Annotated in this window: 18 protein-coding genes; 7 read left to right on the top strand and 11 right to left on the bottom strand. The window is 45.3% G+C overall.

What is annotated here, in order from left to right; genetic code table 11:
- Positions 1-19: 19 nt before the first annotated feature.
- The 5 genes from ABDK00_RS17420 to ABDK00_RS17400 all read right to left on the bottom strand — a co-directional run bounded on the left by ABDK00_RS17420 (position 20) and on the right by ABDK00_RS17400 (position 7,346).
- Complete coding sequence (locus ABDK00_RS17420; RefSeq protein ID WP_346236052.1) at positions 20-841, bottom strand: hypothetical protein; 822 nt, start codon at positions 839-841, stop codon at positions 20-22.
- Positions 835-1,587, bottom strand: a complete 753-nt coding sequence (locus tag ABDK00_RS17415; RefSeq protein WP_346236053.1) for a UDP-2,3-diacylglucosamine diphosphatase — start codon at positions 1,585-1,587, stop codon at positions 835-837. The genes ABDK00_RS17420 and ABDK00_RS17415 overlap by 7 nt, the downstream gene beginning before the upstream one ends.
- 66 nt (positions 1,588-1,653) lie before the next feature.
- Positions 1,654-2,580, bottom strand: coding sequence for a DMT family transporter (locus tag ABDK00_RS17410; protein ID WP_346236054.1), 927 nt, complete (start codon positions 2,578-2,580; stop codon positions 1,654-1,656).
- 41 nt (positions 2,581-2,621) lie between these two features.
- Positions 2,622-4,664 (bottom strand): DUF5689 domain-containing protein, encoded by a 2,043-nt coding sequence (locus ABDK00_RS17405; RefSeq protein WP_346236055.1) that lies wholly within the window; start codon positions 4,662-4,664, stop codon positions 2,622-2,624.
- A 90-nt stretch (positions 4,665-4,754) separates the two neighbouring features.
- Positions 4,755-7,346, bottom strand: coding sequence for a TonB-dependent receptor (locus ABDK00_RS17400; RefSeq protein WP_346236056.1), 2,592 nt, complete (start codon positions 7,344-7,346; stop codon positions 4,755-4,757).
- Positions 7,347-7,437: 91 nt separating this feature from the next.
- Between ABDK00_RS17400 and ABDK00_RS17395 the strand changes: the two genes are divergently transcribed.
- Together ABDK00_RS17395 and gnd are read left to right on the top strand one after the other, a co-directional pair.
- Entirely contained in the window at positions 7,438-8,508 is a 1,071-nt protein-coding gene (locus tag ABDK00_RS17395) for an endonuclease/exonuclease/phosphatase family protein (RefSeq protein WP_346236057.1), read from the top strand.
- A 66-nt stretch (positions 8,509-8,574) separates the two neighbouring features.
- Complete coding sequence (gene gnd, locus ABDK00_RS17390; RefSeq protein ID WP_346236058.1) at positions 8,575-10,029, top strand: decarboxylating NADP(+)-dependent phosphogluconate dehydrogenase; 1,455 nt, start codon at positions 8,575-8,577, stop codon at positions 10,027-10,029.
- Positions 10,030-10,108: 79 nt separating this feature from the next.
- On the opposite strand, the gene ABDK00_RS17385 is transcribed toward gnd, so the two are convergent.
- From ABDK00_RS17385 to radA, 3 genes are all read right to left on the bottom strand, one after another.
- Positions 10,109-10,630 (bottom strand): glutathione peroxidase, encoded by a 522-nt coding sequence (locus tag ABDK00_RS17385; RefSeq protein WP_346236059.1) that lies wholly within the window; start codon positions 10,628-10,630, stop codon positions 10,109-10,111.
- Positions 10,631-10,650: 20 nt separating this feature from the next.
- Positions 10,651-11,355, bottom strand: a complete 705-nt coding sequence (locus ABDK00_RS17380) for a ComF family protein (protein WP_346236060.1) — start codon at positions 11,353-11,355, stop codon at positions 10,651-10,653.
- A gap of 61 nt (positions 11,356-11,416) precedes the next feature.
- On the bottom strand, positions 11,417-12,799 hold the full coding sequence (gene radA / locus ABDK00_RS17375) for a DNA repair protein RadA (RefSeq protein ID WP_425474785.1): 1,383 nt from the start codon (positions 12,797-12,799) through the stop codon (positions 11,417-11,419).
- 516 nt (positions 12,800-13,315) lie between these two features.
- Between radA and ABDK00_RS17370 the strand changes: the two genes are divergently transcribed.
- Entirely contained in the window at positions 13,316-14,005 is a 690-nt protein-coding gene (locus tag ABDK00_RS17370) for a zinc metallopeptidase (RefSeq protein ID WP_346236062.1), read from the top strand.
- A gap of 90 nt (positions 14,006-14,095) precedes the next feature.
- Here ABDK00_RS17370 and zwf read toward each other — a convergent pair whose 3' ends face one another.
- Complete coding sequence (zwf, locus tag ABDK00_RS17365) at positions 14,096-15,619, bottom strand: glucose-6-phosphate dehydrogenase (protein WP_346236063.1); 1,524 nt, start codon at positions 15,617-15,619, stop codon at positions 14,096-14,098.
- Between the two features lie 177 nt (positions 15,620-15,796).
- Here zwf and guaB point away from each other — a divergent pair, with 177 nt between their 5' ends.
- Positions 15,797-17,293, top strand: coding sequence for an IMP dehydrogenase (gene guaB / locus ABDK00_RS17360; protein WP_346236064.1), 1,497 nt, complete (start codon positions 15,797-15,799; stop codon positions 17,291-17,293).
- 106 nt (positions 17,294-17,399) lie between these two features.
- Positions 17,400-17,690 carry a SelT/SelW/SelH family protein gene (locus ABDK00_RS17355; RefSeq protein ID WP_346236065.1) on the top strand — a complete coding sequence of 97 codons (291 nt, stop codon included), beginning with the start codon at positions 17,400-17,402 and terminating at the stop codon, positions 17,688-17,690.
- A gap of 30 nt (positions 17,691-17,720) precedes the next feature.
- Here ABDK00_RS17355 and ABDK00_RS17350 read toward each other — a convergent pair whose 3' ends face one another.
- Positions 17,721-18,443 (bottom strand): head GIN domain-containing protein, encoded by a 723-nt coding sequence (locus ABDK00_RS17350; protein WP_346236066.1) that lies wholly within the window; start codon positions 18,441-18,443, stop codon positions 17,721-17,723.
- A 143-nt stretch (positions 18,444-18,586) separates the two neighbouring features.
- Here ABDK00_RS17350 and guaA point away from each other — a divergent pair, with 143 nt between their 5' ends.
- Together guaA and ABDK00_RS17340 are read left to right on the top strand one after the other, a co-directional pair.
- Positions 18,587-20,122 (top strand): glutamine-hydrolyzing GMP synthase, encoded by a 1,536-nt coding sequence (gene guaA / locus ABDK00_RS17345; RefSeq protein WP_346236067.1) that lies wholly within the window; start codon positions 18,587-18,589, stop codon positions 20,120-20,122.
- A 102-nt stretch (positions 20,123-20,224) separates the two neighbouring features.
- The gene (locus tag ABDK00_RS17340) at positions 20,225-21,391 is read left to right on the top strand and encodes an ABC transporter substrate-binding protein (protein ID WP_346236068.1); all 1,167 of its coding nucleotides are present in this window, start codon (positions 20,225-20,227) and stop codon (positions 21,389-21,391) included.
- Here ABDK00_RS17340 and ABDK00_RS17335 read toward each other — a convergent pair.
- Positions 21,388-21,993 carry a hypothetical protein gene (locus ABDK00_RS17335; protein WP_346236069.1) on the bottom strand — a complete coding sequence of 202 codons (606 nt, stop codon included), beginning with the start codon at positions 21,991-21,993 and terminating at the stop codon, positions 21,388-21,390. The two genes, ABDK00_RS17340 and ABDK00_RS17335, sit on opposite strands and share 4 nt — an antisense overlap.
- Positions 21,994-22,069: the final 76 nt, after the last annotated feature.

Raw genomic sequence — 22,069 nt, 5'->3', positions numbered from 1 at the left:
TTTAGGATCGGCCCCATTTTTATTCGTTGAATGCCGCCTCATAAATGTCGAGGCCCTCTTCCCTTAAAACGTATAATTTCTTTTCTTTAAAAAATAGCTGTTTAAAAGGCTGAAGCGCAGCGGGAACATTCCTTTTATCAAAACTAAAACCATTGATGTTATACCGGTTGAGTACTTGGTTGGAAGTGCCCAAAATCCAGTCTTTGCCGATGCTGATATTGGCCCATTTCGTTATATCAATTCTTGTTTTAAAACTTCCATAATAGTCAAATACAAAAAGGCCCTGTAAAGAATCATATAAGTACACGTATTGGTTTTGATCGTAGATCTTAGTAGGAGCCAGGGCCTTGTCAAAGATTTGCCGGAAGTCTGCCGTTTGAAAAATGATCTCCCCTTCGTCGTTCAATTTTTTCAAAACATTTTCCATATCGTCGTACAACCATATTTTTCCGTCGTAAGATAAGCCCACAGCCGTAACGTTAAACATTCCCTTTTTTCGCAGGTCAATGGTATTTTTCCGGTTGAGCATACCATCAAGCACCACAATAGTTGCAAATCCTTTGTAATACAATAAAATCTTTACAGGGTTGGAAACATCCACCAATGTTGCAGCGCCGAATTTTTTTATTTCATTGAAAACGGAAACAGAATCGCCGTTGGCATTAAGCTTTTTAAGCTGGTTGCTTACCGACAGCAAATAAATATTATCAAGATTGTCCAGCGAAAAAGAGTGATACCGGCCGGGAACCGTTTTTATTTTCTGCGAGACAGACAATTCCTGCGCAGTAAGCAAATGGCAGCAAAAACACAGGCAAACTATCGTAAAAAGAAATCTTACCAATTACGTATTATTTTTTGTTCATTGTTTTTATACGAGGCAAGCCTCATTTCCGAACCGTCAAACACGGCGTAGGTGAAAAAGCTGATCCAGTCTCCGAGATTAATATATCTTGATTCGGCGGTAAGACGAAAATCGATCGGCAGATGGCGGTGTCCAAAAACAAAAAAATCATATTTCTTTTGCTCCAATTGTTGCCGGCAATACTGAACGAGCCATTCTTTTTCTTCGCCCAAAAAAACTTCTTCGGATTGTCCGGTTTTGGCGCGACTGCGCCGGCTCATGTAGTTAGCGACGCCCATGCCGATTTGCGGAGGCAATACGCCAAAGGCCCATTGGCAAACAGGATTTCTGAAAATCTTTTTCAATCGCTTATAGCCTTTGTCGCCCGGACCTAAACCATCACCGTGGCCGATCAGGAACTTTTTCCCATACCATTCAAATTCATGAGGTTCGAAATAAACTTCCATGTTCAACTCCCGCTGCATATAATCATTCATCCACATATCATGGTTGCCCACAAAAAAATGCAGTTTCACACCGTTATCCGATAGCTGTGCAAGTTTCCCCAACAGCCTCGTATATCCTTTTGGCACCACGAACTTATACTCATACCAAAAGTCGAACATGTCGCCCACAATGAATATTTCCGTGGCGTCAACTTCTATTTCTGTTAAAAAACGGACGATCAGCTTTTCTCTAGCCAGGCTTTGCTCGTAGGATGGAACGCCCAGATGAAAATCTGACAAAAAGTATATTTTTTCTTCTTTCTCCAAATAAAAAAATTATACAGTAAAATTAAGCATTGACGATTTTTAATTTCTAAAAATGTAACGCCTGAAAGGAATGCTGAATTTTCTTTTTCCGTAATGGCTAATGGCCAGCCCCAATAATACGAGCAGAACACCAGCTACGGTAAATGCGCTTATCTTATCTTTCATTAACAAGACGGCGATTAAAATGCCGAACACGGGGCATAAAAACAGCCACAGCCCTGCTTTTACCGGATCTTGCTGAATAAGTTTCAACCATAATAAGACGGCCACGATGGAAACCGGCAGCGCCAGCCAAATAGTGCCCATCCAAAAATTATAATTAAAATGATTGGCGCTGCTTTGATAGGTGAAGAACATAAATGGCAACAGAAACAGTCCGCCCATCAGTGTTTGCCAGCCATTGATGGTTAGTAAATGCAGGCCGTTCCATTGTTTAGACGAAAAATAAATCGTGCCAATCGAATATGAAAACATGCTGACGATCAGGAGCGACAGCCCTCTGACGGTGACTGTTGCTGCTCCAATCAGCGGCCAGGCCACCACCACAAATCCCGAAATGCAAATCAGCAAAGCCAGCAGAATAGGGACGCTGATCGGCTTCTTCAAAAGAATAAATGAAAGAAAACTTATAAACACCGGGCTTGCGGCGACCGTTAGCGCGCCGATGCTCGCGGTGACTTCTTCCATAGCAATAACATACAATCCCAAATAAACGCTGATATTGAGCAGGCCGTAAATGGCTAATTGCTTCCATTCTTCTCGCCTCGGTAATCTTTTTCTTCGGATAACATGAGCGATAAAAAGCATGATGCAAGCTGCTATGGCGAACCTGCAACAGGCCACTACCAAGGGTTGCCCGCTGGAAAGCGCGAGCTTGGTGGCTGTTGAGGCCGAAGGCCAGAGGATGGCGAAAAAGATGCCGGTTGCAAACCAGGATTGCTTTGTACTCATTGCTAAAAAAGCCACGAAGCTACACTTTTGATGCGAGATCATCAGTGATAGCGCCATCAATCGCTCTGGCGTACGATGCCTTCAAATCTTACGTTATCGATACTGAACGAACCGCCCGCGCTTTCGGCGTTTAATCCATAAAAGCGGAAATGCACGGCGGCATCCATGTTACTATAAGCCCCGCTCAGTATAACGACACAGCCGTTTTGGCCGGTTGTGGTGGCGTCCGTAAGTTGAAAAATATTGGGCGTTGCGATCGACAGTTTGTCATTTTCCGGATCGATAGATATGGGAAGATTGGAGGCAAAGCCATCTTTGTCCGATCGTACGACGGCCTGGCGCACGCCGGTCCCCGAGCGTTGAAAAGTAAAACTGATGCTCGACAAGTCCATTATCGTGCCGGGGGCCGGCGTTATCACGACTTCATAATATTTTCCTGCATCGATGGATCCTGTAAAATCATCAGAGCCGTTTACAGCGCCGGTTGGCCAAGACTTAAATGAAAACCTTCCGGAAGCAGATGAGTTGTCGCTCACGCCCACTGCCCTAAAATAGCTGAATTGAAGCCCCTCGACCGACGGCGGTGGGGTGGGGTCGCTCACACCTGTGGAGTTTTTAACATCGGCGAAGTCGTATAGTGCGACAAACGGGCCGCCTTTGCCACCTTCAATATCGCTTTGGCCGCGCAGGGTTATTTGCGTTTCGGCAGGCGCGCTGCCTGTAGATTGGAAAAGGGACAGATAACCCGTAATACTCGCTGCATGGGCGGGCACGATGATGCCGGATGTGTTGCGTACAAAAGAACTGACCTGCCCCGTGCTGTCCGAAATAATATAATTAGTGCCGCTATTATTGGAATAATCTGCCTCAATGGTAACGTTTCGGACGGTCACCACCGTCGATTCCCAAAGTCTGTTATTAGCGATCAAAGTCTCGATGGTTGCGATTTTCGGCTCAATCACTCCGGTTCCCGATTGGCTCGCGAGTGCTATGTTATTAATTTGCAGGCCGCCATTGAATTGACTGAGTGCCAGTCCGCCTACCGTGACGGTCAACGAATCGCCGACGTTCGCGTTCGGATTGGCAGAAGGGCTAAATCTTAATTGGATGCCGCCGGTAGCATCTTGCAGCCGATAATTCCCGGCCGCCTCATTGTTGCGGTCGCTAATGACAATACCTTTTATAAAAACACCGGCAGGGATAGAAGAATCGCCGGTGGCGTAAGATTTTATGGATTCGATGGTTTTTAAAGTGGGTATCGCGACCTGCCCGCTGCAGCGCGTTCCATTAAACTGAATATCAGCGGTGTCGCGTATAAAGAGCTGGGGCATGCCGTTAAAAATGCTGGGAATACCGGTTATAACGCCGTTTCCGTCGGGCAGAGGGAAGCCCGCAAACGTCGCATAGCTGCTGTTGCGCAGCAAGATACTTTGTTTATCACAAGTTGAAATCGGGAAGTTGATAGCACTTACTTTCTTGGACGGGTCGGCGTAAGTTTTTTCGATATCGGCGTCTCTGAACTCAGCGCCGCTAATCTGCACCAGTGTGCTCAATAGCGGATCGTTGATATTTTTAGAGAAATCGGCCGGTTGGATTAATTTTGGTGTTACAACATTATTAAAAGACCCTTTAGCGATATATACGTCAAATAAAGATGCAGGGATCCCTTCCAGGTTGAGGTAACGCCCATCGCTGGAACGGGTTGAATCAAGGCCGATTTGGATGGTGCCTCCATAATCGCCCAACATCATTCCCTTTAAACGAATAAAAACCCTTCGCCCTACGGGGAATTGCGTGTACACATTATTCGCATCGAGCAATACTGGTATGCCGCCGGTTTCATCCTGAATAACAATCTGTTTATAGAAATTGCCTGTGTGGTCGTCAGCGATCACAATGCCCGATATGATTTGCTCATCTTCAATGCGTTTAAAATCTCCGATCGCAGTGTACCGCGCTTTTAAATCCATTATGGAAAGCGTGGCATTTATTTCCGGATCCGCGTTTTCGGGCGGCGCATCGAAACTTCGGTTGCACGAAAGCAGGTAAACTGCAAGTAAGATCGTGAGCCAGTATTTAGTGAAGCAATGATTTTTCATTCGTGTATTTTTTATGATTTTATGGTCGAATAGAACTTGTCATGAACGTTTCATCAGCATATCTTTTTTGATGCATTAACGCAGCAGTAGTTAGAAACGGAGGCCTATACTGGCAAAGAAATTCATCCCGTAAGCGTAATAGTATTTTGGAGGAAACTTGTGCACGTTCTTCCCTTCAAAATCAAAGCGCAGCTGCTCAAAGCCTCCCGAGCGAATGGTGTTATTATTTAAAATATTATTGATGCCAATATTGAATAAAAGATAGGTTCGCCGGCCGCGGATGTAATAACCGCGTGGCAAAAGTTTGCTCCATCCACCAAAAAAATCAATGGTAAACTGTTCGTCAAATTTTTCCTGGGCAAGAATGGCGCTTTTTGTTTCCGCCGATGATGGCATTTCCGGATCGGCGTCGGCGATTGCATCTGCTGTCCGGCGCAGCGGATTGGGGCTTAGCCACATATTATCAAAATAGTTCCCCGTCAGGCTTATATACCAATAGCGGGGCGATCGGTAGAAGAAGCCGGCGCTGTAAGCGTTTTGGGGTGTCGAAGGAATTCTAAAATTTTTTAGATAAATGGTCTGTGTTGCCAGCACCTCGGCGCTGTTGTCCACCGTAACCGTGGCACGTTGCCTGCTGTCATAATAAAACCTTCCCAACGACGCGGCGCCGTTAAAACTCAGTGTTGGCGATAGCTTCACTTCTGTCCCCAACTCCAGGCCGAAATAGACTTTATTAATGCCGCTCAGGGCGTAGTTCACAAAATTCCGAAACTGATCGTGGTAAAATGTAAGTACATCGATGCCATCCCGCGAGGTCGTGTAGTAGCCGGTGATATTTGATTTTACTCGTGGTGTAATGAGTTTGTATCCGGCTTCGCCGGAAAGGAAAATTTCGTTTTTTAATGTTTGCTGCACCGCATTGCGCGTGCGCGGCGATATAAAAGCGTTTTCAAACAAAGGGGCTTCGGTGCGGTAAGCGCCGTTGAGAAAGAAATATTTCCGGCCATTGAGTTTAAAAGTGATACCGGCTTTTGTGGCCCGGTTGATAAAGCTATGTGTCACTGATTTTCCCACCGATTTTTCATCAAATAGCCCGTTCCGGTTAAGGCCCGTTCTGAAAAAATTATGGCTCGATACGCGGCCGGCGATAAACGCATCCCATCGGTTTAATTTAAACCATAACTGCGCCCACGCCGAGGATTGTGTGGTATGGATGCGGTAGTTGTATCCATATTGCTCCCCTTTCGTAATAATACGGTTGGGTTGATCCAGGTCGTGTTGCACGGCCTTCGGGTCGTTGGGGTAATCGCGCTCGGCAAACTGGTTGATGTTGACCCAGAAATCGCCACCCAGCAAATCCTTCGCTTCCTGGTAATAGTGGTTGATTTGTTGCTGATAACTGGCGCCAATGTTTAAAGTAGTTGCCGCATTTAACCTGGTTTGATAAAGTGTATTTGCAAAGAATCGCTTCGAATCATTCACCCTGTCAGACAAAATATATACCGAACGTTTGCCCGACACCTCGTTGCCGGCAATGCCATCTGCGTCATAAACAGTCTGTATATTGCTGCGGTTAGCTTCATAAAGTTGGTCCCATTGAATTTGCAGTGCATCAGGATTTGTTTGGTAGAAATTTAAAAGCGATTGATGAATAACCTCATTTTCACGCGCATGATAGCTGGGCAGGTAGCGGTAATAATCTGGCCGCGGGTCAGGCGCATTATACCAGTCTAACGCGCTGTTGCGCCGCTTCCCGAACATATACGCCACTTGTGTAAACCACCTTGTATCGGCGCTTGGGCGATAGTCGTACATGCCCATAAAAACCGGCTGAAAACTGCGGAGCACATTTGCATTTCTTTTTTTACCACCCTGATATCCCCAGGACGGATTATAATAATTCGAGCCAGACAGCTCTCTCGCTTCCTGCACGGCGGCGCCCTGCCGGCCGGTTTCGGTGGGCGCGCCGAATGCTACCAGCGACAAAATATCCCTGCCTTTTAATTTTTTATCGATCGCCGCGTAGTAGCTCGCACTTTCATAATAGCTGCCGGGCACATAGCCTTCGTTGGCGTATCGCGTTGTTGCCGCCAGGCTATAAGCCCAACCTCTCCTGTTAAACCCTGAGCTGTGGTGCACAGTAAGGCGGTGGCGGTAACTTCTGTTTGAGAAAGCGTAGCCCAATTGTGTTTGTACCCGCTGGGATCCCGCCCGCAGGTCAACATAAGTGTTAAGGCCTGATGTGCCGAAGCTAAAATCGTTCGCCTGGAGGCCATAGCTATTTTGTTGTGGGCGGGTCACACTGTTCAATCCGCCCCATAATCCGAAAGGAGTAAACCCGTTGTCCAGCCCGTTGAAGTTAATGCCATTGAGATAAACGGCGTTTGCGTTTGATTCATATCCGCGCAGCCTGAAACGCAGCGCACTAAAATTGAAAGCCGCCGCAGAAAGAAAGGGATCGCGGCCTGCCGTTAATATAGAAGAAACTGCGGTCATACCGCCGCCGTCGAGCTCGTCATCGGTAATCCTTAAAACCGGAAAACCATTGCCTGCTTCAGCCTTTGTCTCAAAAAATGCTGTGTCAGCTTTGGGAATGGTATCTTTTGATGACGTGCTGCGCTGAGCATATGCAAACGCAAAAGTGCCCGTAAAAAGGGCACATAAAAAAGAAACTTTTCTCATAGTTAGCAGGTATAAATATAAAAAAAATATAAGATGAAATCTATTTTTTTTTAGTTCAGTAGGTTATTTTTGAAAACATAACCTATGGCATATGAAGCTATTAATGATGCTGCTGCTAATTTTTTTTAGCCTTTTTACATCCCGTGCACAATCAACCTACAAGAGCGCTGTTGTTGCCTTTTATAATATTGAAAATTTCTACGACACAATTTTTCATGGGAGCAATGATGACGTTAGTTTTACGCCGAGTGGCCGCAAAGCGTATACCCGACAGGTTTTTAATGACAAGCTGGGAAAAATCGCGCAGGTAATTGCGCTGATAGGAGCCCAAACAAATCCTGATGGTGCTGCATTAATCGGCCTTGCTGAAGTTGAAAACAAAATGGTGCTGGACACACTGTTGCGCCATCCTTTGATCAGGCCGCGGCATTATCAATATGTGCACTACGATTCGCGGGACTTCCGGGGTGTGGATGTGGCGCTGGTTTATAACCCCAAATATTTTAAAGTTGAAAAGAGCAGGCGCATTTATGTGCCCATTCCTGCGCGCTCAAAAGAAGCCATTTATACAAGGGATATTTTGTGGGTGAAAGGAAAGCTGGATGGCGAACGCGTCAATGTGTTTGTCAATCATTGGCCCAGCAGGTCGGGTGGGCAAAAAAGAACCGAACCGGCGCGCATGATGGCCGCTAAAACCGTAAGAGCATTTATGGATTCTCTGTGGATTATTGATCCGTCTGCAAAAATGATTGTTATGGGCGATTTTAACGACGACCCTCTCAATAGAAGCATAACGAACGGGCTGAAGGCTACGGACAATAAGGCTTTGGTTAACCCGGACGAATTATATAACCCATGGATCAAAATGTATAGAAGCGGATCAGGTACGCTTGCTTATCAGGATGCGTGGAGTTTATTTGACCAGATTATTTTTTCCGCTTCTTTTTTAAACAGAGACCAACCCGGCTTTTTTTATTATCAGCATCGAATTTTTAAACCTGCATTCCTGGTCGAAACCATGGGGAAATATAAAGGCTATCCCATGCGTTCCTATAGCGGCGATACCTACCGTGGCGGCTACAGCGATCATTTTCCGGCCTATATCGTTTTGTTGAAAAAAACCGTTGCTTCACAATCTGATAAAAATGGAGGACAGAATTAATTGGTTTTAAAGTTGTGGAAGATTAAATTTGGCATTCATTTTTAATCAAACATAATTTCAAACAAAATGGCAGCATTATCAGATATAGGCGTAATAGGACTGGCGGTGATGGGGGAAAACCTTATTTTAAACATGGAAAGCAAAGGTTTTCAGGTGACGGCCTATAACCGTACCGTTGACAAAGTAGAAAATTTTGTGAACGGCCGCGCGAAAGGGAAAAACATTGTCGGCGCTCATTCCATTGAAGAGTTGGTGCGTTCGCTCAAATCACCGCGGAAGGTGATGCTGATGATCAAAGCCGGAAAGCCGGTCGATGATTTTATCGAGCTGCTGATCCCGTATCTTGAAAAAGGAGATATCATTATTGATGGAGGCAACTCTCATTTTCCTGATACAGAGCGCCGCGTGAAATACGTCGAGAGCAAAGGGTTGCGTTATATCGGCACCGGCGTTTCGGGTGGTGAAGAAGGCGCTTTACTGGGCCCTTCCATCATGCCGGGCGGCTCAAAAGATGCCTGGGACGCGGTGAAACCAATCTTCCAGGGCATTGCGGCGAAGGTAGACGACGGAGCTCCCTGTTGCGACTGGGTAGGCGATGGTGGCGCCGGCCATTTTGTAAAAATGGTTCATAATGGTATCGAATATGGCGATATGCAGCTTATCTGCGAAGTTTATCAACTGATGAAAGACGTGCTGGGCATGAATGCGGACGAAATGCACGAAGTATTTAAAGAATGGAACGAAGGAGAACTCGACAGCTATCTGATCGAAATTACCCGCGACATTTTGGCTTATAAAGAAGATGGCCAGCCCATCATCGACAAAATCTTAGATACCGCCGGCCAAAAAGGAACCGGCAAGTGGACAGGAACCGTGGCCCTGGAATTAGGCATCCCGTTAACGCTGATTACAGAATCGGTTTTTGCAAGATGTTTATCTGCCCTGAAAGACGAGCGTGTAGCGGCGTCAAAAGTATTAACCGCCGGACCGAAACCATCGTTCAGCGGTGATAAAAAAGAATTTATCAACCAGCTGCGCGATGCATTGTACGCGGCGAAAGTTATTTCTTATGCCCAGGGCTATCAAATGATGCGGGCCGCAGCCGAAGAATATGGTTGGGAATTAAATTATGGAAATATTGCATTGATGTGGAGAGGTGGCTGCATTATCCGCTCCCGCTTTTTAGGAAATATTAAAGAAGCTTTCGATAATAATCCGGAGCTAACGAACCTGTTGCTTGATCCCTATTTTGCCGAAAAAATACAAGCCTGCCAGGACGGTCTTAGAAAAGTGACGGCGACTGCCATGTTGAATGGAATTCCTGTTCCATGTTTAAGTGCGGGTATTAATTATTACGATGGTTATCGAACTGAAAGGTTGCCCGCCAACCTGCTACAGGCGCAGCGCGACTATTTCGGCGCCCATACCTATGAAAGGTTGGATCAGCCGCGCGGAAAATTCTTTCATACCAATTGGACTGGAAGAGGCGGCGATACTGCTTCGACCACCTACGACGTGTAAATGAAATGTATTGCATAAATAAAAACGCCGTTCCTTGTTGAAGGGAGCGGCGTTTTTAGGTTTAAATCCGGTTAAACAATTAGTTGAGATATTTCAGAATATCGTCGCTCATCGGTTTTACTTTAGAGGGAAACACGGTAACAAGATTCCCTTTCTCATCAATTAAAAATTTCGTGAAGTTCCATTTTACAGGGTCTTCAATGCCTTTCTTTTTTGCTTCGGCTACGAGATATTTATAAATCGGCGCGATATCATCTCCTTTTACCGATATTTTTTGTGCCATTGGAAAGGTTACGCCATAATTCTTTTTGCAGAAGGCTGCAATCTCATCATTGCTGCCGGATTCCTGGTTCTTAAAATTATTGGCCGGAAACCCAACCACGGCGATTTTGTTTCCGTATTTTTTGTAAAGCGCTTCCAGTTCTTCATATTGTGGGGTGTAGCCGCATTTGCTTGCCGTATTTACAATCAGGATTTTCTTTCCCTTGAAATCAGCGAAATCGATAGTGCCGCCACTCAAACCATTTACTTTAAATTTATAAATAGGGCTGGCGATGAACAGTGAAGAGGAAAGGAGTAGCGTGAGTAGTAAAGTTTTCATGTGTAACTATTTTTTATACTTTAAATTTTTGATGCGCAACACAGGGTTGCGATATGGATACCAACACCAGCCGCTGCTGCCAATGCATTTGCGCAGGCTTCTAAAGTGGCGCCGGTTGTAATCACATCGTCCACTAAAAGTACTTGTTTATTTTCAATTGATGTCGCATCATTTAAAACGAACTTTCCTTTCATATTATCCCACCGTTCGATCGCGTTTTTTTTCGTTTGCGAATCGGTGGCTTCGCTTCTTGTAACAACGTCGGTTAATACGGGTATTTTTAATATTTCAGCGATGCCGTGGCATAATATGGCGGCCTGGTTATAGCCGCGTTTCCGTTGTTTGTTTTCATGCAACGGCAAGGGTATCAGCGCTTCCATATAGCGAAAGCGGTTGCTTTGAAATAGTTGGTTGCCCATAATGAGGCCCAACTGATGTCCGAGCTCTTTATTGCCGCGATACTTAAACGCATGCATCATTTGTTGAATCGGAGCAAGCTTGTCAAAGTAAAGTTGGGCAGTGGCTTTGCCAAATGCAATGCGCCCTGTGAGTTTTTTTTCAATAGGATTGTCAGGTTGATTTTCAAAACCCGTTATCGGCAGCTGATGAATACACGAGACGCATAGCTGGCTGGTGGCCGGTAATATATCACTACCACAACCCGCGCAAATATGCGGATAAAAAATATGTAACAACGCGTCTTTTAAAACGGTGATGATACTCATAGTCGCTTGTGTTAGGTTGCATATCCGATGCAAGAATTACAAAAGCACCGGTCTTATAAAGTTAAAATAAATGTTGATACACTTCTTCTACTCTCGATAAAGCCACCACTTCGATATTGAACTTCTGCCGGCTTTGCCGGAGCGACTGGTTGTATTTGGACACAATTATTTTTTCAAAACCTAACTTTTCCGCTTCGGCAATCCGCTGATCGATTTTGTTAACGGCGCGTATCTCGCCGCTCAGCCCTACCTCGCCGGCCAGGCAGATATTTTGCGGTAGCGGCACATCTTCATAGGAAGAAAGCAGAGCGCAAAGTACAGCCAAATCGATCGAGGGGTCTTCTACTTTGATGCCGCCTGCGATATTTAAAAAAACATCTTTCACGCCGAAATGGAAGCCGCCCCTTTTTTCCAGCACCGCGAGTAATAGCTGCAACCTTCTTAAATCAAAGCCTGTAACGGTGCGCTGTGGCGTTCCGTAAACCGATTGCGTTACCAGCGACTGAACTTCAATAAGTAAGGGCCTTACCCCTTCGATGGTGGCGGCAATGGCGATGCCGCTCAATTGCTCTTCTTTCTGGGTAATTAAAATTTCACTTGGATTAGCCACACCGCGCATGCCTTTGTCGGTCATCTCATAAATGCCTAACTCGCTGGTGCTGCCGAAGCGGTTTTTAAGGGTTCGCAAAATGCGATAGGCATAATGACGGTCGCCCTCAAATTGCAACACCACATCTACCATGTGTTCCAGTATTTTGGGCCCGGCGATGCTACCTTCTTTTGTGATATGACCAATTAAAAAAACCGGTGTATTGGTTTCTTTGGCATAACGTTGAAATTCACCGGCACATTCTTTTATCTGCGAAATACTGCCTTGCGACGCATCTATAAGATTGGACTGCAGTGTTTGCACCGAATCGACGATCACAACATCAGGTTTTAGCTTTTTTATTTCCTGAAAAATAGTCTGCGTCGAAGTTTCCGTCAATAAGAAAAAAGAACTGTTATCAAAATGGCCGGCCTGCAAGCGATCTGCGCGCATCTTAATCTGTTGCTCACTTTCTTCGCCGCTCACATAAAGTACTTTTTGATGGGTTAGTTGCAAAACCACTTGTAAAAACAAAGTGCTTTTACCAATGCCCGGTTCGCCCGCTACAAGAATAATACTGCCGGGTACGATGCCGCCACCTAATACACGTTTAAGCTCAACGTCATTTGTGGGGATTCTTTTTTCCTCGCTGCTTTTTACTTCGGCTAAAGTAATCGCTTTCGATGCGCGCTTACCTCCTTCGGCATAATCGTTCCAATCCTGTTTGCCATTCGGCTTCTCAATTACTTCCTCAACAAAACTATTCCACTTACCACAGGATGGGCATTGCCCCAACCACTTCACACTTTCGTATCCACAGCTTTGACAAAAAAAACTTTTCTTCACTTTGCTCATGCCATAAAAATAGGGAATAGTAAATGTTGAATTTTCTTTTTTTAATGGGTCGGCAATAGCTCTGTTAAGGACGCGACATAACTGATGATAAACTGTCGCAATCCGTTCATCTTTCAGTAAATAGATTGACAAGTTTTAAACCCAAATGACGATTTCAAAATTGATGAAATCAATAGCATCATTTTTCTTCGAAACGGGGCATAAAAAAAGTAAAAAGGCCTCGCTAATGCTTGGCCCTTTTACTTACTAACCCATTAAATTCTGACACTAAGGTACAAATACAGATTAATATTAAAAAATGAAATTGCCGCGTCGCAAGATTAACAAATTATAAAATCAGTCGCCAGGCTTAACCGAAATATCATATATTATTAATTATCAGTTATTTATAAGTAGTGAAAAATACTGTCGTTTCTCTTAAATAGTTTTCTACATGACAAAAAGTCGCTTTTTTGCCGTAATTTGTTGCTGGACTCTAATTTGATATCTTTCTGCATAAAATTTAAATTTTTTCAAATGACTCCTTCAATTATGTTCGTTTCTCTCATTTTTGTCGGCATCAGCATGCTGGTATCAATGGTTTTAAAGAGCAAGTTTAAAAAATATGCACAGGTACCTTTGTCTAACGGTATGAGCGGCAAGGAAGTGGCTGAGAAAATGTTGCGCGAGAATGGTATTTACGACGTACAGGTTATTTCTACGCCCGGCTTTTTGAGTGATCATTATAATCCGGCCAATAAAACAGTGAATCTCAGCCCCGATGTTTATGAAGGGCGCAGTATTTCAGCGGCGGCCGTGGCGGCGCACGAGTGTGGCCATGCTGTGCAGCATGCTACAGCTTACGGGCCCTTACAAATGCGGAGCAAGCTGGTGCCTGCGGTACAGTTTAGTTCTATGATAGTAAATTGGGTATTGCTGATCGGTATTGTGATGGCGGCTTCGGGCAATAGTACTTTGCTGCTAATAGGAATTATACTTATGGCGGTTACGGTATTTTTTAGTTTGATTACGCTGCCGGTTGAGTTTGATGCCAGCAAACGCGCGCTGGCCTGGTTGCAACACACCAATGTTACCAACGCCAACGAATATCCGCAGGCGAAAGACGCATTAAAATGGGCCGCAACGACTTATGTGGTGGCCGCATTAGCAGCGGTGGTGACGCTGATGCAATATATTATGATTTATCTCGGCGGAAGAAGAGATTAAAAAACTTCGGCTTTAACTGCATCAACTCAAAAATGCCGGCGGGAAAATTCCTGCCGGCATTCTTTATTTAAAAATAACATTATTTGAAGATCAGCCTTTCCCGTTCGGGGGCAGGGTAATCCAGGTGCGGCCATCTTTGGCAATAAGCGCCTCCGCGTCTTCGGGTCCCCAACTGCCGGGCGCATAATTAGGGAAATTATCAGGCGGGCGTTTTTCCCACGCGTCTAAAATCGGTTCGATCACTTTCCAGGCGATTTCCACCTGATCGCTTCGCATGTATTGGGTAGGGTTGCCCATCATTGCATCCAACAATAACGTTTCATACGCTTCCGGCTGGGGTTCATGAAAAGTGTCGTGATAACTAAACACCATGTTCACGGGGTTGAGCGACATGGTCTGGCCGGGCCGCTTCGCCTGAAACCGAAGCCTGATATCCATTTCCGGCTGAATGCTGATCGTCAACCGGTTGGAGCGCCATGTTTCTGATGCTTCGGGCGGAAAGGCGTACTTCGGGCCTTCTTTAAACTGAATGGTGATAAGTGTTGTCTTTTCTTTTAAGAATTTACCGGTTCTCACATAAAAAGGCACGCCCTGCCAGCGCCAGTTATCCACATAAAACTTTACGGCAGCAAAGGTTTCCACCGCAGAATTGGCGTTAACGCCTTTTTCTTCGCGGTACGCTTTTTCTTCTACGCCCTGCATCCAGCCGGCGGAGTATTGCCCGCGAACCGCATATTTCTGTACGTCTTCTTTTTTGATTTTGCGCAGCGCGTTCAATACGTCCGATTTTTTATTACGGATTTCATCCGCTTCAAAAGAAACCGGCGCTTCCATGGCAACCATGCACATGAGCTGCAGGATATGGTTTTGTACCATATCGCGCAAGGCGCCCGACTGTTCGTAATAGCCGCCTCTGCCTTCAACACCCACGGTTTCCGATGCGGTGATTTGAACATGATCGATATAATTGCTGTTCCAGATCGGTTCAAACAGGGCATTGGCGAAGCGTAGCGCCAAAATGTTTTGAACGGTATCTTTTCCCAGATAATGATCGATCCGGTAAATCTGACATTCGTCATACATATTGGTCAGCAGCTTGTTCAGCTCCTGCGCGCTTTTAAGATCATGTCCGAAGGGCTTTTCAACAACAATGCGAAGCTTGTCCTTCGGTTTGTGAAGTTTCAGATTATGAATATTAGTCGTTATTTCGGGCACCAACTGAGGCGCTACCGCCAGGTAAAAAATCACGTCAGCCTTTACATCCCATGATGCCTCGCAATCTGTAATCATTTTTTTGATGGGCTCATAACTGGCGGGCTGATCCACATCCATTCTTAAATAAGAAATATGTTGTGAGAAATCTTCCCAGCTACCGGGAGGGTTTTCCTTGCGGCGCGAAAACTCTTCGATTCCTTTATAAAGATGAGATCTGAATTTGTCGTTGCTGTAATCCGTCCGCCCTGTGCCAATAATGGCGAATTTTTCGGGCATTAATCCATCAATTGATAAATTAAATAAAGCGGGCGTTAGTTTGCGTTGGTTTAAATCGCCGCTTCCTCCAAATATAAAAAGGATCGTAGCGTTGGGCTTTTTTGTATCTAATTCTTTTTGCATGATTTATATTTTCTCCTAACAAAAAGGAGTGTGTAAAAACGATCGCGTCGCAAATGTAGGTCAGTTGTTCGACATTATAAAGCTCGTAATGAGCAGCCCAACAGGAAACGGCAACGTTGAGAATAACAGTTGGCAACACATATTTTTCCGTTTCTGCGCATTCCCTTAATTTTGCACATGGCAACAAGAAATATCCCTGCAGCTTCTGCAAAATCCCCTAAAATTTCACTGGAAGGTTTAACGTTTGATGATGTGTTAATGGTACCCGCGTATAGCGAAGTATTGCCCCGCGACGTTGATATACGAACCAGGTTAACGAAAGATATTACCCTCAATACGCCCATTTTATCGGCAGCGATGGACACGGTGACCGAAGCCGCACTGGCCATAGCGATGGCGCGGGAAGGCGGCCTCGGCATTTTGCATAAGAATATGAGTATTGAGCAACAAGCCATGCATGTTCGTAAAGTGAAAAGAAGTGAGAGCGGCCTTATCCTGGATCCGCTCACGCTTTTCGAAGATGAGACCATCGGCGATGCATTACGGTTGATGAAAGAAAATAAGATCGGGGGCATTCCTATTATCGATAAAAACAAAAAGCTAAAAGGCATCCTTACTAACCGCGACCTGCGTTTTGAAACAGACGCGCATCGCAAGGTACGCGAGGTAATGACCAGCGAAAACCTGGTAACAGCGCCTGCCGGCACCGATCTTAAAAAGGCGGAAACCATTCTTCGCCAGCATAAAATAGAAAAGCTCCCGGTGGTTGACAAGCAGGGCACGCTGGTTGGACTGATTACTTATCGCGATATATTGCAGGTGACCAGCTTTCCCAATGCCATTAAAGATTCATTTGGCCGCCTCCTCGTGGGCGCCGGCATCGGCATTACCGCCGACGTATTGGATCGCATCAGCGCCTTGCAGCAGGTGGGTGTTGACCTGGTAGTGCTTGATAGTGCGCACGGCCATACCAAAGGCGTAATCGACGCGCTGAAAAAAGTTAAAAAGAATTTCAAAAAGCTAAACGTGGTTGCGGGCAATGTAGGTACTGCCGCCGGTGCATTAGCTTTGGCAGCAGCAGGAGCCGATGCGGTGAAAGTCGGCATCGGTCCGGGTTCTATTTGTACAACACGCATTGTGGCCGGAGCGGGCATGCCGCAACTCTCAGCCATTATGGAAGCTTCGAAAAGCCTTTCTAAAAAAGGCATTCCGTTGATTGCGGATGGCGGCATCCGTTATACGGGCGATATGGTAAAAGCGCTGGCGGCCGGCGCCGATTGTGTGATGATGGGAAGCGTGTTTGCAGGAACAGAAGAAAGTCCGGGCGAAACCATCATTTTTGAAGGGAGGAAATTTAAGGCTTACCGCGGCATGGGCTCGTTGGGCGCCATGGCAACGGGCAGCAGCGATCGCTATTTCCAGGATCCGGAAGATGATATTAAGAAATTTGTACCCGAGGGCATCGAAGGGCGTGTAGCTTATAAAGGCTCGTTGAAGGAAGTGATTTATCAATACGTAGGCGGTTTGCGCGCCGGTATGGGTTATTGCGGCGCTAAAAATATTGCCGATCTTAAGAACGCTCAGTTTGTAAAGATCACCAATGCCGGTATGAATGAAAGTCATCCTCACGATGTGATTGTAACAAGGGAAGCGCCCAATTATAGCAGAAGGTAAATAAACTGGCAAACATTTATCATAGAGTTTTTATTTCTATCATATGGGAATGAAAACTTTAACCAGGTAAGTTCCATTCGGCACATAAAGCCACAAACATATACGGATGAAACCAACCATCACCATAGAGTATTGCCCCAAATGCGGATGGATGTTGCGCGCAGCTTATATGGCGCAGGAGTTGCTGACTACTTTTTCAGATGTTATCGAAAGCGTTAGTTTAAAGCCGGGCCAGGTAAGCGGGGTGTTTCGTATTTCGGTCGATAGCAAGGTTGTTTTTGACCGGAAGGAAAATGGCGGGTTCCAAGAGATTAAAGTATTAAAACAACTCATTCGGGATCAGGTCAGCCCGGGCATGAGCCTGGGCCATTCCGATCGCCAGGAAAACGGCGGCTAAGCCGGGGAGTTGGTGATTAAGTTTTAATAATCATTCGGCGTTGCCGACGCTGCTGGCCCCGCTTACATTTGAAGTTACCTGCGGGTTTCCTTTGTATTTGATGCCGCTGGCGCCACTGGCTTCAGCTTTCAGCGAAATGCTGCTGAAAAGGCGTATAGTGCTGGCGCCGCTTGCGTCTGCGTCGCTATTTTCTGATTTTAAATTATATGCGTTGATGGTTGCTGCGCCCGATGCATTGGCTTTCAGGTCGCGGCATTCGCCATCGGCTGTAAGTGTGCTGGCGCCGGTCGATTCAAGTTCGATCACCGGTGCACGCAGCGAAAGCGTGCCGCTCGAAGCGCCCGAAATGTCAAACCGGATTTTTTTATCCTGGATGAATTTCCCCTCCGTCTTCACTTCTGCTGCTCCGGAAACCGAAATCTTATCGAGTGAAGGGGCGGCAATATAAACCTTAATCTCGCCGGTCGGATCCAGGTTTACGTCGTTTTTTGATTCAATGTCCAGGGTTTGGTGATCGTGAACGGCAACATCGAGATAGTTAAAGAGATTCTCATCTGTTTCTATTTTCACGCTGAATTCATTAGCCTGTTTTAAATATATATCCATGCTTTCCCCAACATCGATTTGGGAAAAATCTTTCAGGTTGTAAGTTTTTGAAGTAACCTTGCCGTTTCCTTTTATGCGCTGCTGATCAATGATGTTGCAAGAGTTCAGGGCCACTATCGCCAAGATTGCTATGCCTAAATATTTCATTGTTTTTTTATTTATATAAAAGTAAATTTTAAAATCGTTTGCCACCGGCCCATCTTTATGCTTAGCAATATAAATCATCGCTGCAAAAATTGCTCCCTAAAGCATTCAACTCAAATCTTAAATAATGTTATCTTCGCCGCATTATGACGGAAAGGATACTTATTCTGGATTTTGGTTCTCAATATACTCAGTTAATTGCCCGCGCGGTAAGAGAAGCCAATGTTTATTGCGAAATCATCCCCTATTCAAAACCATTTGAAATCGATGGCAATTTAAAAGGAATTATCCTTTCGGGCTCGCCGTTTTCGGTAAACGACCCAAATGCGCCTGTTATCAGCATAAACGAGATTGTCAAAAAGCTGCCGGTGCTTGGCATTTGCTATGGCGCCCAACTCACCGCCAAGTCTTTCGGAGGCCGCGTGGAAAAAAGCAGCAAGCGGGAATATGGCCGCGCTTCCATGTCGGTAAAAGATGAAACGGATGTGCTCATGCACAGCGTCAGCGCTAAAAGCCAGGTTTGGATGAGCCACGGCGACAGCATTTTAGAACTGCCGCAGGGCTTTGAAGTGTTAGCCACGACAGAAAGCATCCCTGTAGCGGCCTTTAAAAGCAAGGCTGGCGAAAACCCTTTATATGGTTTGCAGTTTCATCCGGAAGTGTACCATAGTACAGAAGGAAAGCAAATCCTGAAGAACTTTTTAGTAAATATTTGCGGCTGCGCCCAGGACTGGACGCCGGCGCATTTCATTACAGACACCGTCGACGCGCTGAAAAAGCAAATTGGAGACCGGAAGGTGATTATGGCTTTAAGCGGAGGTGTCGACAGTACGGTGGCGGCAACGCTTATTCATAAAGCGATCGGTGAAAACCTGTTTGGCATTTTTGTAGACAACGGGGTTTTGCGGAAAAATGAATTTGAAGAAGTGCTCGAAACCTATAAACAATTGGGATTAAACGTCAAAGGTGTCGATGCCAGCCAGACGTTCTATAAAGAGCTAAAAGATAATCCAGATCCCGAGGCGAAAAGAAAGATTATCGGCCGCCTCTTTATTGAAGTATTCCAGCAGGAAGCCGCCCAATTGGAAGCTATAGAATTGTTGGGACAGGGAACGATTTATCCCGATGTTATTGAAAGCGTGTCGGTGCATGGCCCTTCCGTTACTATCAAATCGCATCACAACGTCGGCGGTTTGCCCGCAACTATGAAAATGGAGCTGGTAGAGCCTTTGCGCTACTTATTTAAGGATGAAGTGAGAAAGGTTGGCCGCGAACTGGGCATTCCTTCAAATTTGATCGACCGGCATCCTTTTCCGGGTCCCGGACTGGCTATCAGAATTTTGGGAGAAGTGACAGAAGAAAAAGTAAAATTGTTACAAGAGGCTGATCATATCTACACCAATGCTTTAAAAGAAACCGGACTATATGCAACTGTTTGGCAGGCGGGAACAATCTTGTTACCAGTAAAAAGCGTAGGCGTCATGGGCGATGAGCGCACCTACGAATTTACGGTGGCGTTGAGAGCGGTGACCAGTGTCGACGGAATGACCGCTGATTGGGCGCATCTGCCGTATGATTTTTTAGCTGACGTCAGCAATGAAATCATAAATAATGTAAGAGGTATCAACCGGGTCGTGTACGACATCAGCAGCAAACCCCCCGCTACCATCGAATGGGAATAGCCCCGGGGGAAAGCCGGGTTGATATTTTTAGGAATAAAATTTGTTAGAATAGTCCATCGTCGCCAAGACAATGGACTATTGGCTTAAAAAATACCACTGATAATGAAACAGTTTTGTTTATTGCTGACTTTTTTTCTTGTTGCCATCATGCATCTGCAGGCGCAAACCTTCGGGGGAGCGCGCCACAAGATGGCCATTTTTACACCACTTTATATTGATGAAGCTTTTGATAACGCAGGAAGCTATCGGTTTTCCGGAAAAAATTTCCCTAAGCAATCAATCAATGGGTTAGAGTTTTATCATGGCGCTTCGTTGGCGATCGACTCGCTCAACAAATTGAACATTCCGCTTGATATTCATGTTTATGACACCAAATCGAAGCGGGAAACGTTGGCGCAACAGTTCAGCAAATGCGCAGCCGATGGCGTTGAACTTATCATTGCCAATTGCTCACTATCCGAGCTCAATACATTGGCCCGGCTCGGCGCTGATAAAAAAATAACCGTCCTCAACGCCACCGTTCCCAATGATGCCAACACCACTGACAACCCTTATTTCGTAGTGATGAATCCGACAATTCAAACGCAGCTGGAAGGTTTGTACAATTATCTTAAAACAAAGTATGCCGGCAAACAGGTGACAGTGATTACCAGGAAATCTTCCTCTGAAAAATATATCCGCACTGTTTTTGAAACGCTTAATGAGCACTTTAAAAACGCGGTTAATTTTAATTTCAGGGAAGTAAATGATGATATTGCGTTGAAGGCTTTAGGCACGACCACGCAGCCCACCGAAGTCGGGTTATATGTGGTAGGCTCGTTGGATACCGATTTTGGAATGCGCGTATTAAAGCAATTTTCTGAAAGCAGAAAAAATTATGCTTCTTTAACGCTAATTGGGATGCCCACCTGGGAAAACATCGATTTGGGAAAGGCAGATTTCAAAGGGGTGGAAGTTATTTACAGTACTCCTTTTTATAATGCAAGAACAGACGCGGCCAGCCGTTATATTTCAGAATATTACACGAAAAAAATGTATGCCCGCCCGAGCGATCTTGTGTTCAGAGCCTACGGCCTCACCTATAGGTTTGGGCAATTGTTGAATAAATACGGACGGAATATCAATACAAAACTGGGCGGCTCTGAATTCCGCGCTTTTTTCGATATGAACATTCAACCCGATTATCAAAACGGGAAAGTGAGCCATTATGAAAATAAAAAGCTCTATTATTTAAAATATCTCGACGGAAGTTTAAAAGGCGTGAATTAATTCAATTTAGCTTTCAGGTCGTCGACGATCATTTTTTGGGAAGCTACAATTTTTTGCTGGGCGGTTTGTTTGGCTTTGTTGGCTTCCAGTTGGGCTTCGATTTCTTTTTGCTCATTTTTGAGTTTCAGCAAAATATCTTCTTCATCTACAAGCAGTGTCTCCTGCTTTTTGATAGCCGCGATTGTGCTGCTGCGTTCCACATCCGACTTCATCTTCTCTAAAAAGGACTTGGCCCTTTGGCCGAGGTTGGCAGCGCCTTCAATATCGCCCGAACCGTGCATAATCAGGTAAACCGTTGTTTTTTCCGATCCCTGCCGCCCGGCTTCTTCCATTTTTAAAAAATAATCGAGTTTGCTCTGGCTTACCTCGCTCATCACCGCGTTGGTGTAAACGATAAAATCTTTGCTTTCTTCGCTGCGATATTGTTTGTCGGTAAATTTTGCTGTAAACGCATTCGTTACAATTTCTTCCGGGTAATCATAGATCATTACGATGGCGGGCTCTTCTGCTTTGCCGTATTTTACTTTGCCCTCAAATGCCTGAGCTGATACCTGGCCTGCTGCAAAGGCGAATGTTACAAATAGCGCTGCTTGTTTAATCATAATGATACGTATAGGTTTTGTTGTTGAAAGAATGCTGGATGCAAAGGTATATTAACTATCCGTTTTATTTTAAGTA

Source organism: Niabella insulisoli (genome assembly GCF_039652435.2).
GTDB classification, from domain to species: Bacteria; Bacteroidota; Bacteroidia; order Chitinophagales; family Chitinophagaceae; genus Niabella; species Niabella insulamsoli.
This window is presented reverse-complemented; position numbering and strand designations above follow the sequence as displayed.

Bases quoted from the DNA above. Each gene is read 5' to 3' on its own strand.
- radA (WP_425474785.1), bottom strand. From the start codon at position 12,799: ATGAGCAAAGTGAAGAAAAGTTTTTTTTGTCAAAGCTGTGGATACGAA.
- ABDK00_RS17380 (WP_346236060.1), bottom strand. From the start codon at position 11,355: ATGAGTATCATCACCGTTTTAAAAGACGCGTTGTTACATATTTTTTAT.
- ABDK00_RS17395 (WP_346236057.1), top strand. From the start codon at position 7,438: ATGAAGCTATTAATGATGCTGCTGCTAATTTTTTTTAGCCTTTTTACA.
- gnd (WP_346236058.1), top strand. From the start codon at position 8,575: ATGGCAGCATTATCAGATATAGGCGTAATAGGACTGGCGGTGATGGGG.
- guaB (WP_346236064.1), top strand. From the start codon at position 15,797: ATGGCAACAAGAAATATCCCTGCAGCTTCTGCAAAATCCCCTAAAATT.
- guaA (WP_346236067.1), top strand. From the start codon at position 18,587: ATGACGGAAAGGATACTTATTCTGGATTTTGGTTCTCAATATACTCAG.
- ABDK00_RS17355 (WP_346236065.1), top strand. From the start codon at position 17,400: ATGAAACCAACCATCACCATAGAGTATTGCCCCAAATGCGGATGGATG.
- zwf (WP_346236063.1), bottom strand. From the start codon at position 15,619: ATGCAAAAAGAATTAGATACAAAAAAGCCCAACGCTACGATCCTTTTT.
- ABDK00_RS17400 (WP_346236056.1), bottom strand. From the start codon at position 7,346: ATGAGAAAAGTTTCTTTTTTATGTGCCCTTTTTACGGGCACTTTTGCG.
- ABDK00_RS17405 (WP_346236055.1), bottom strand. From the start codon at position 4,664: ATGAAAAATCATTGCTTCACTAAATACTGGCTCACGATCTTACTTGCA.
- ABDK00_RS17370 (WP_346236062.1), top strand. From the start codon at position 13,316: ATGACTCCTTCAATTATGTTCGTTTCTCTCATTTTTGTCGGCATCAGC.
- ABDK00_RS17335 (WP_346236069.1), bottom strand. From the start codon at position 21,993: ATGATTAAACAAGCAGCGCTATTTGTAACATTCGCCTTTGCAGCAGGC.
- ABDK00_RS17350 (WP_346236066.1), bottom strand. From the start codon at position 18,443: ATGAAATATTTAGGCATAGCAATCTTGGCGATAGTGGCCCTGAACTCT.
- ABDK00_RS17340 (WP_346236068.1), top strand. From the start codon at position 20,225: ATGAAACAGTTTTGTTTATTGCTGACTTTTTTTCTTGTTGCCATCATG.
- ABDK00_RS17385 (WP_346236059.1), bottom strand. From the start codon at position 10,630: ATGAAAACTTTACTACTCACGCTACTCCTTTCCTCTTCACTGTTCATC.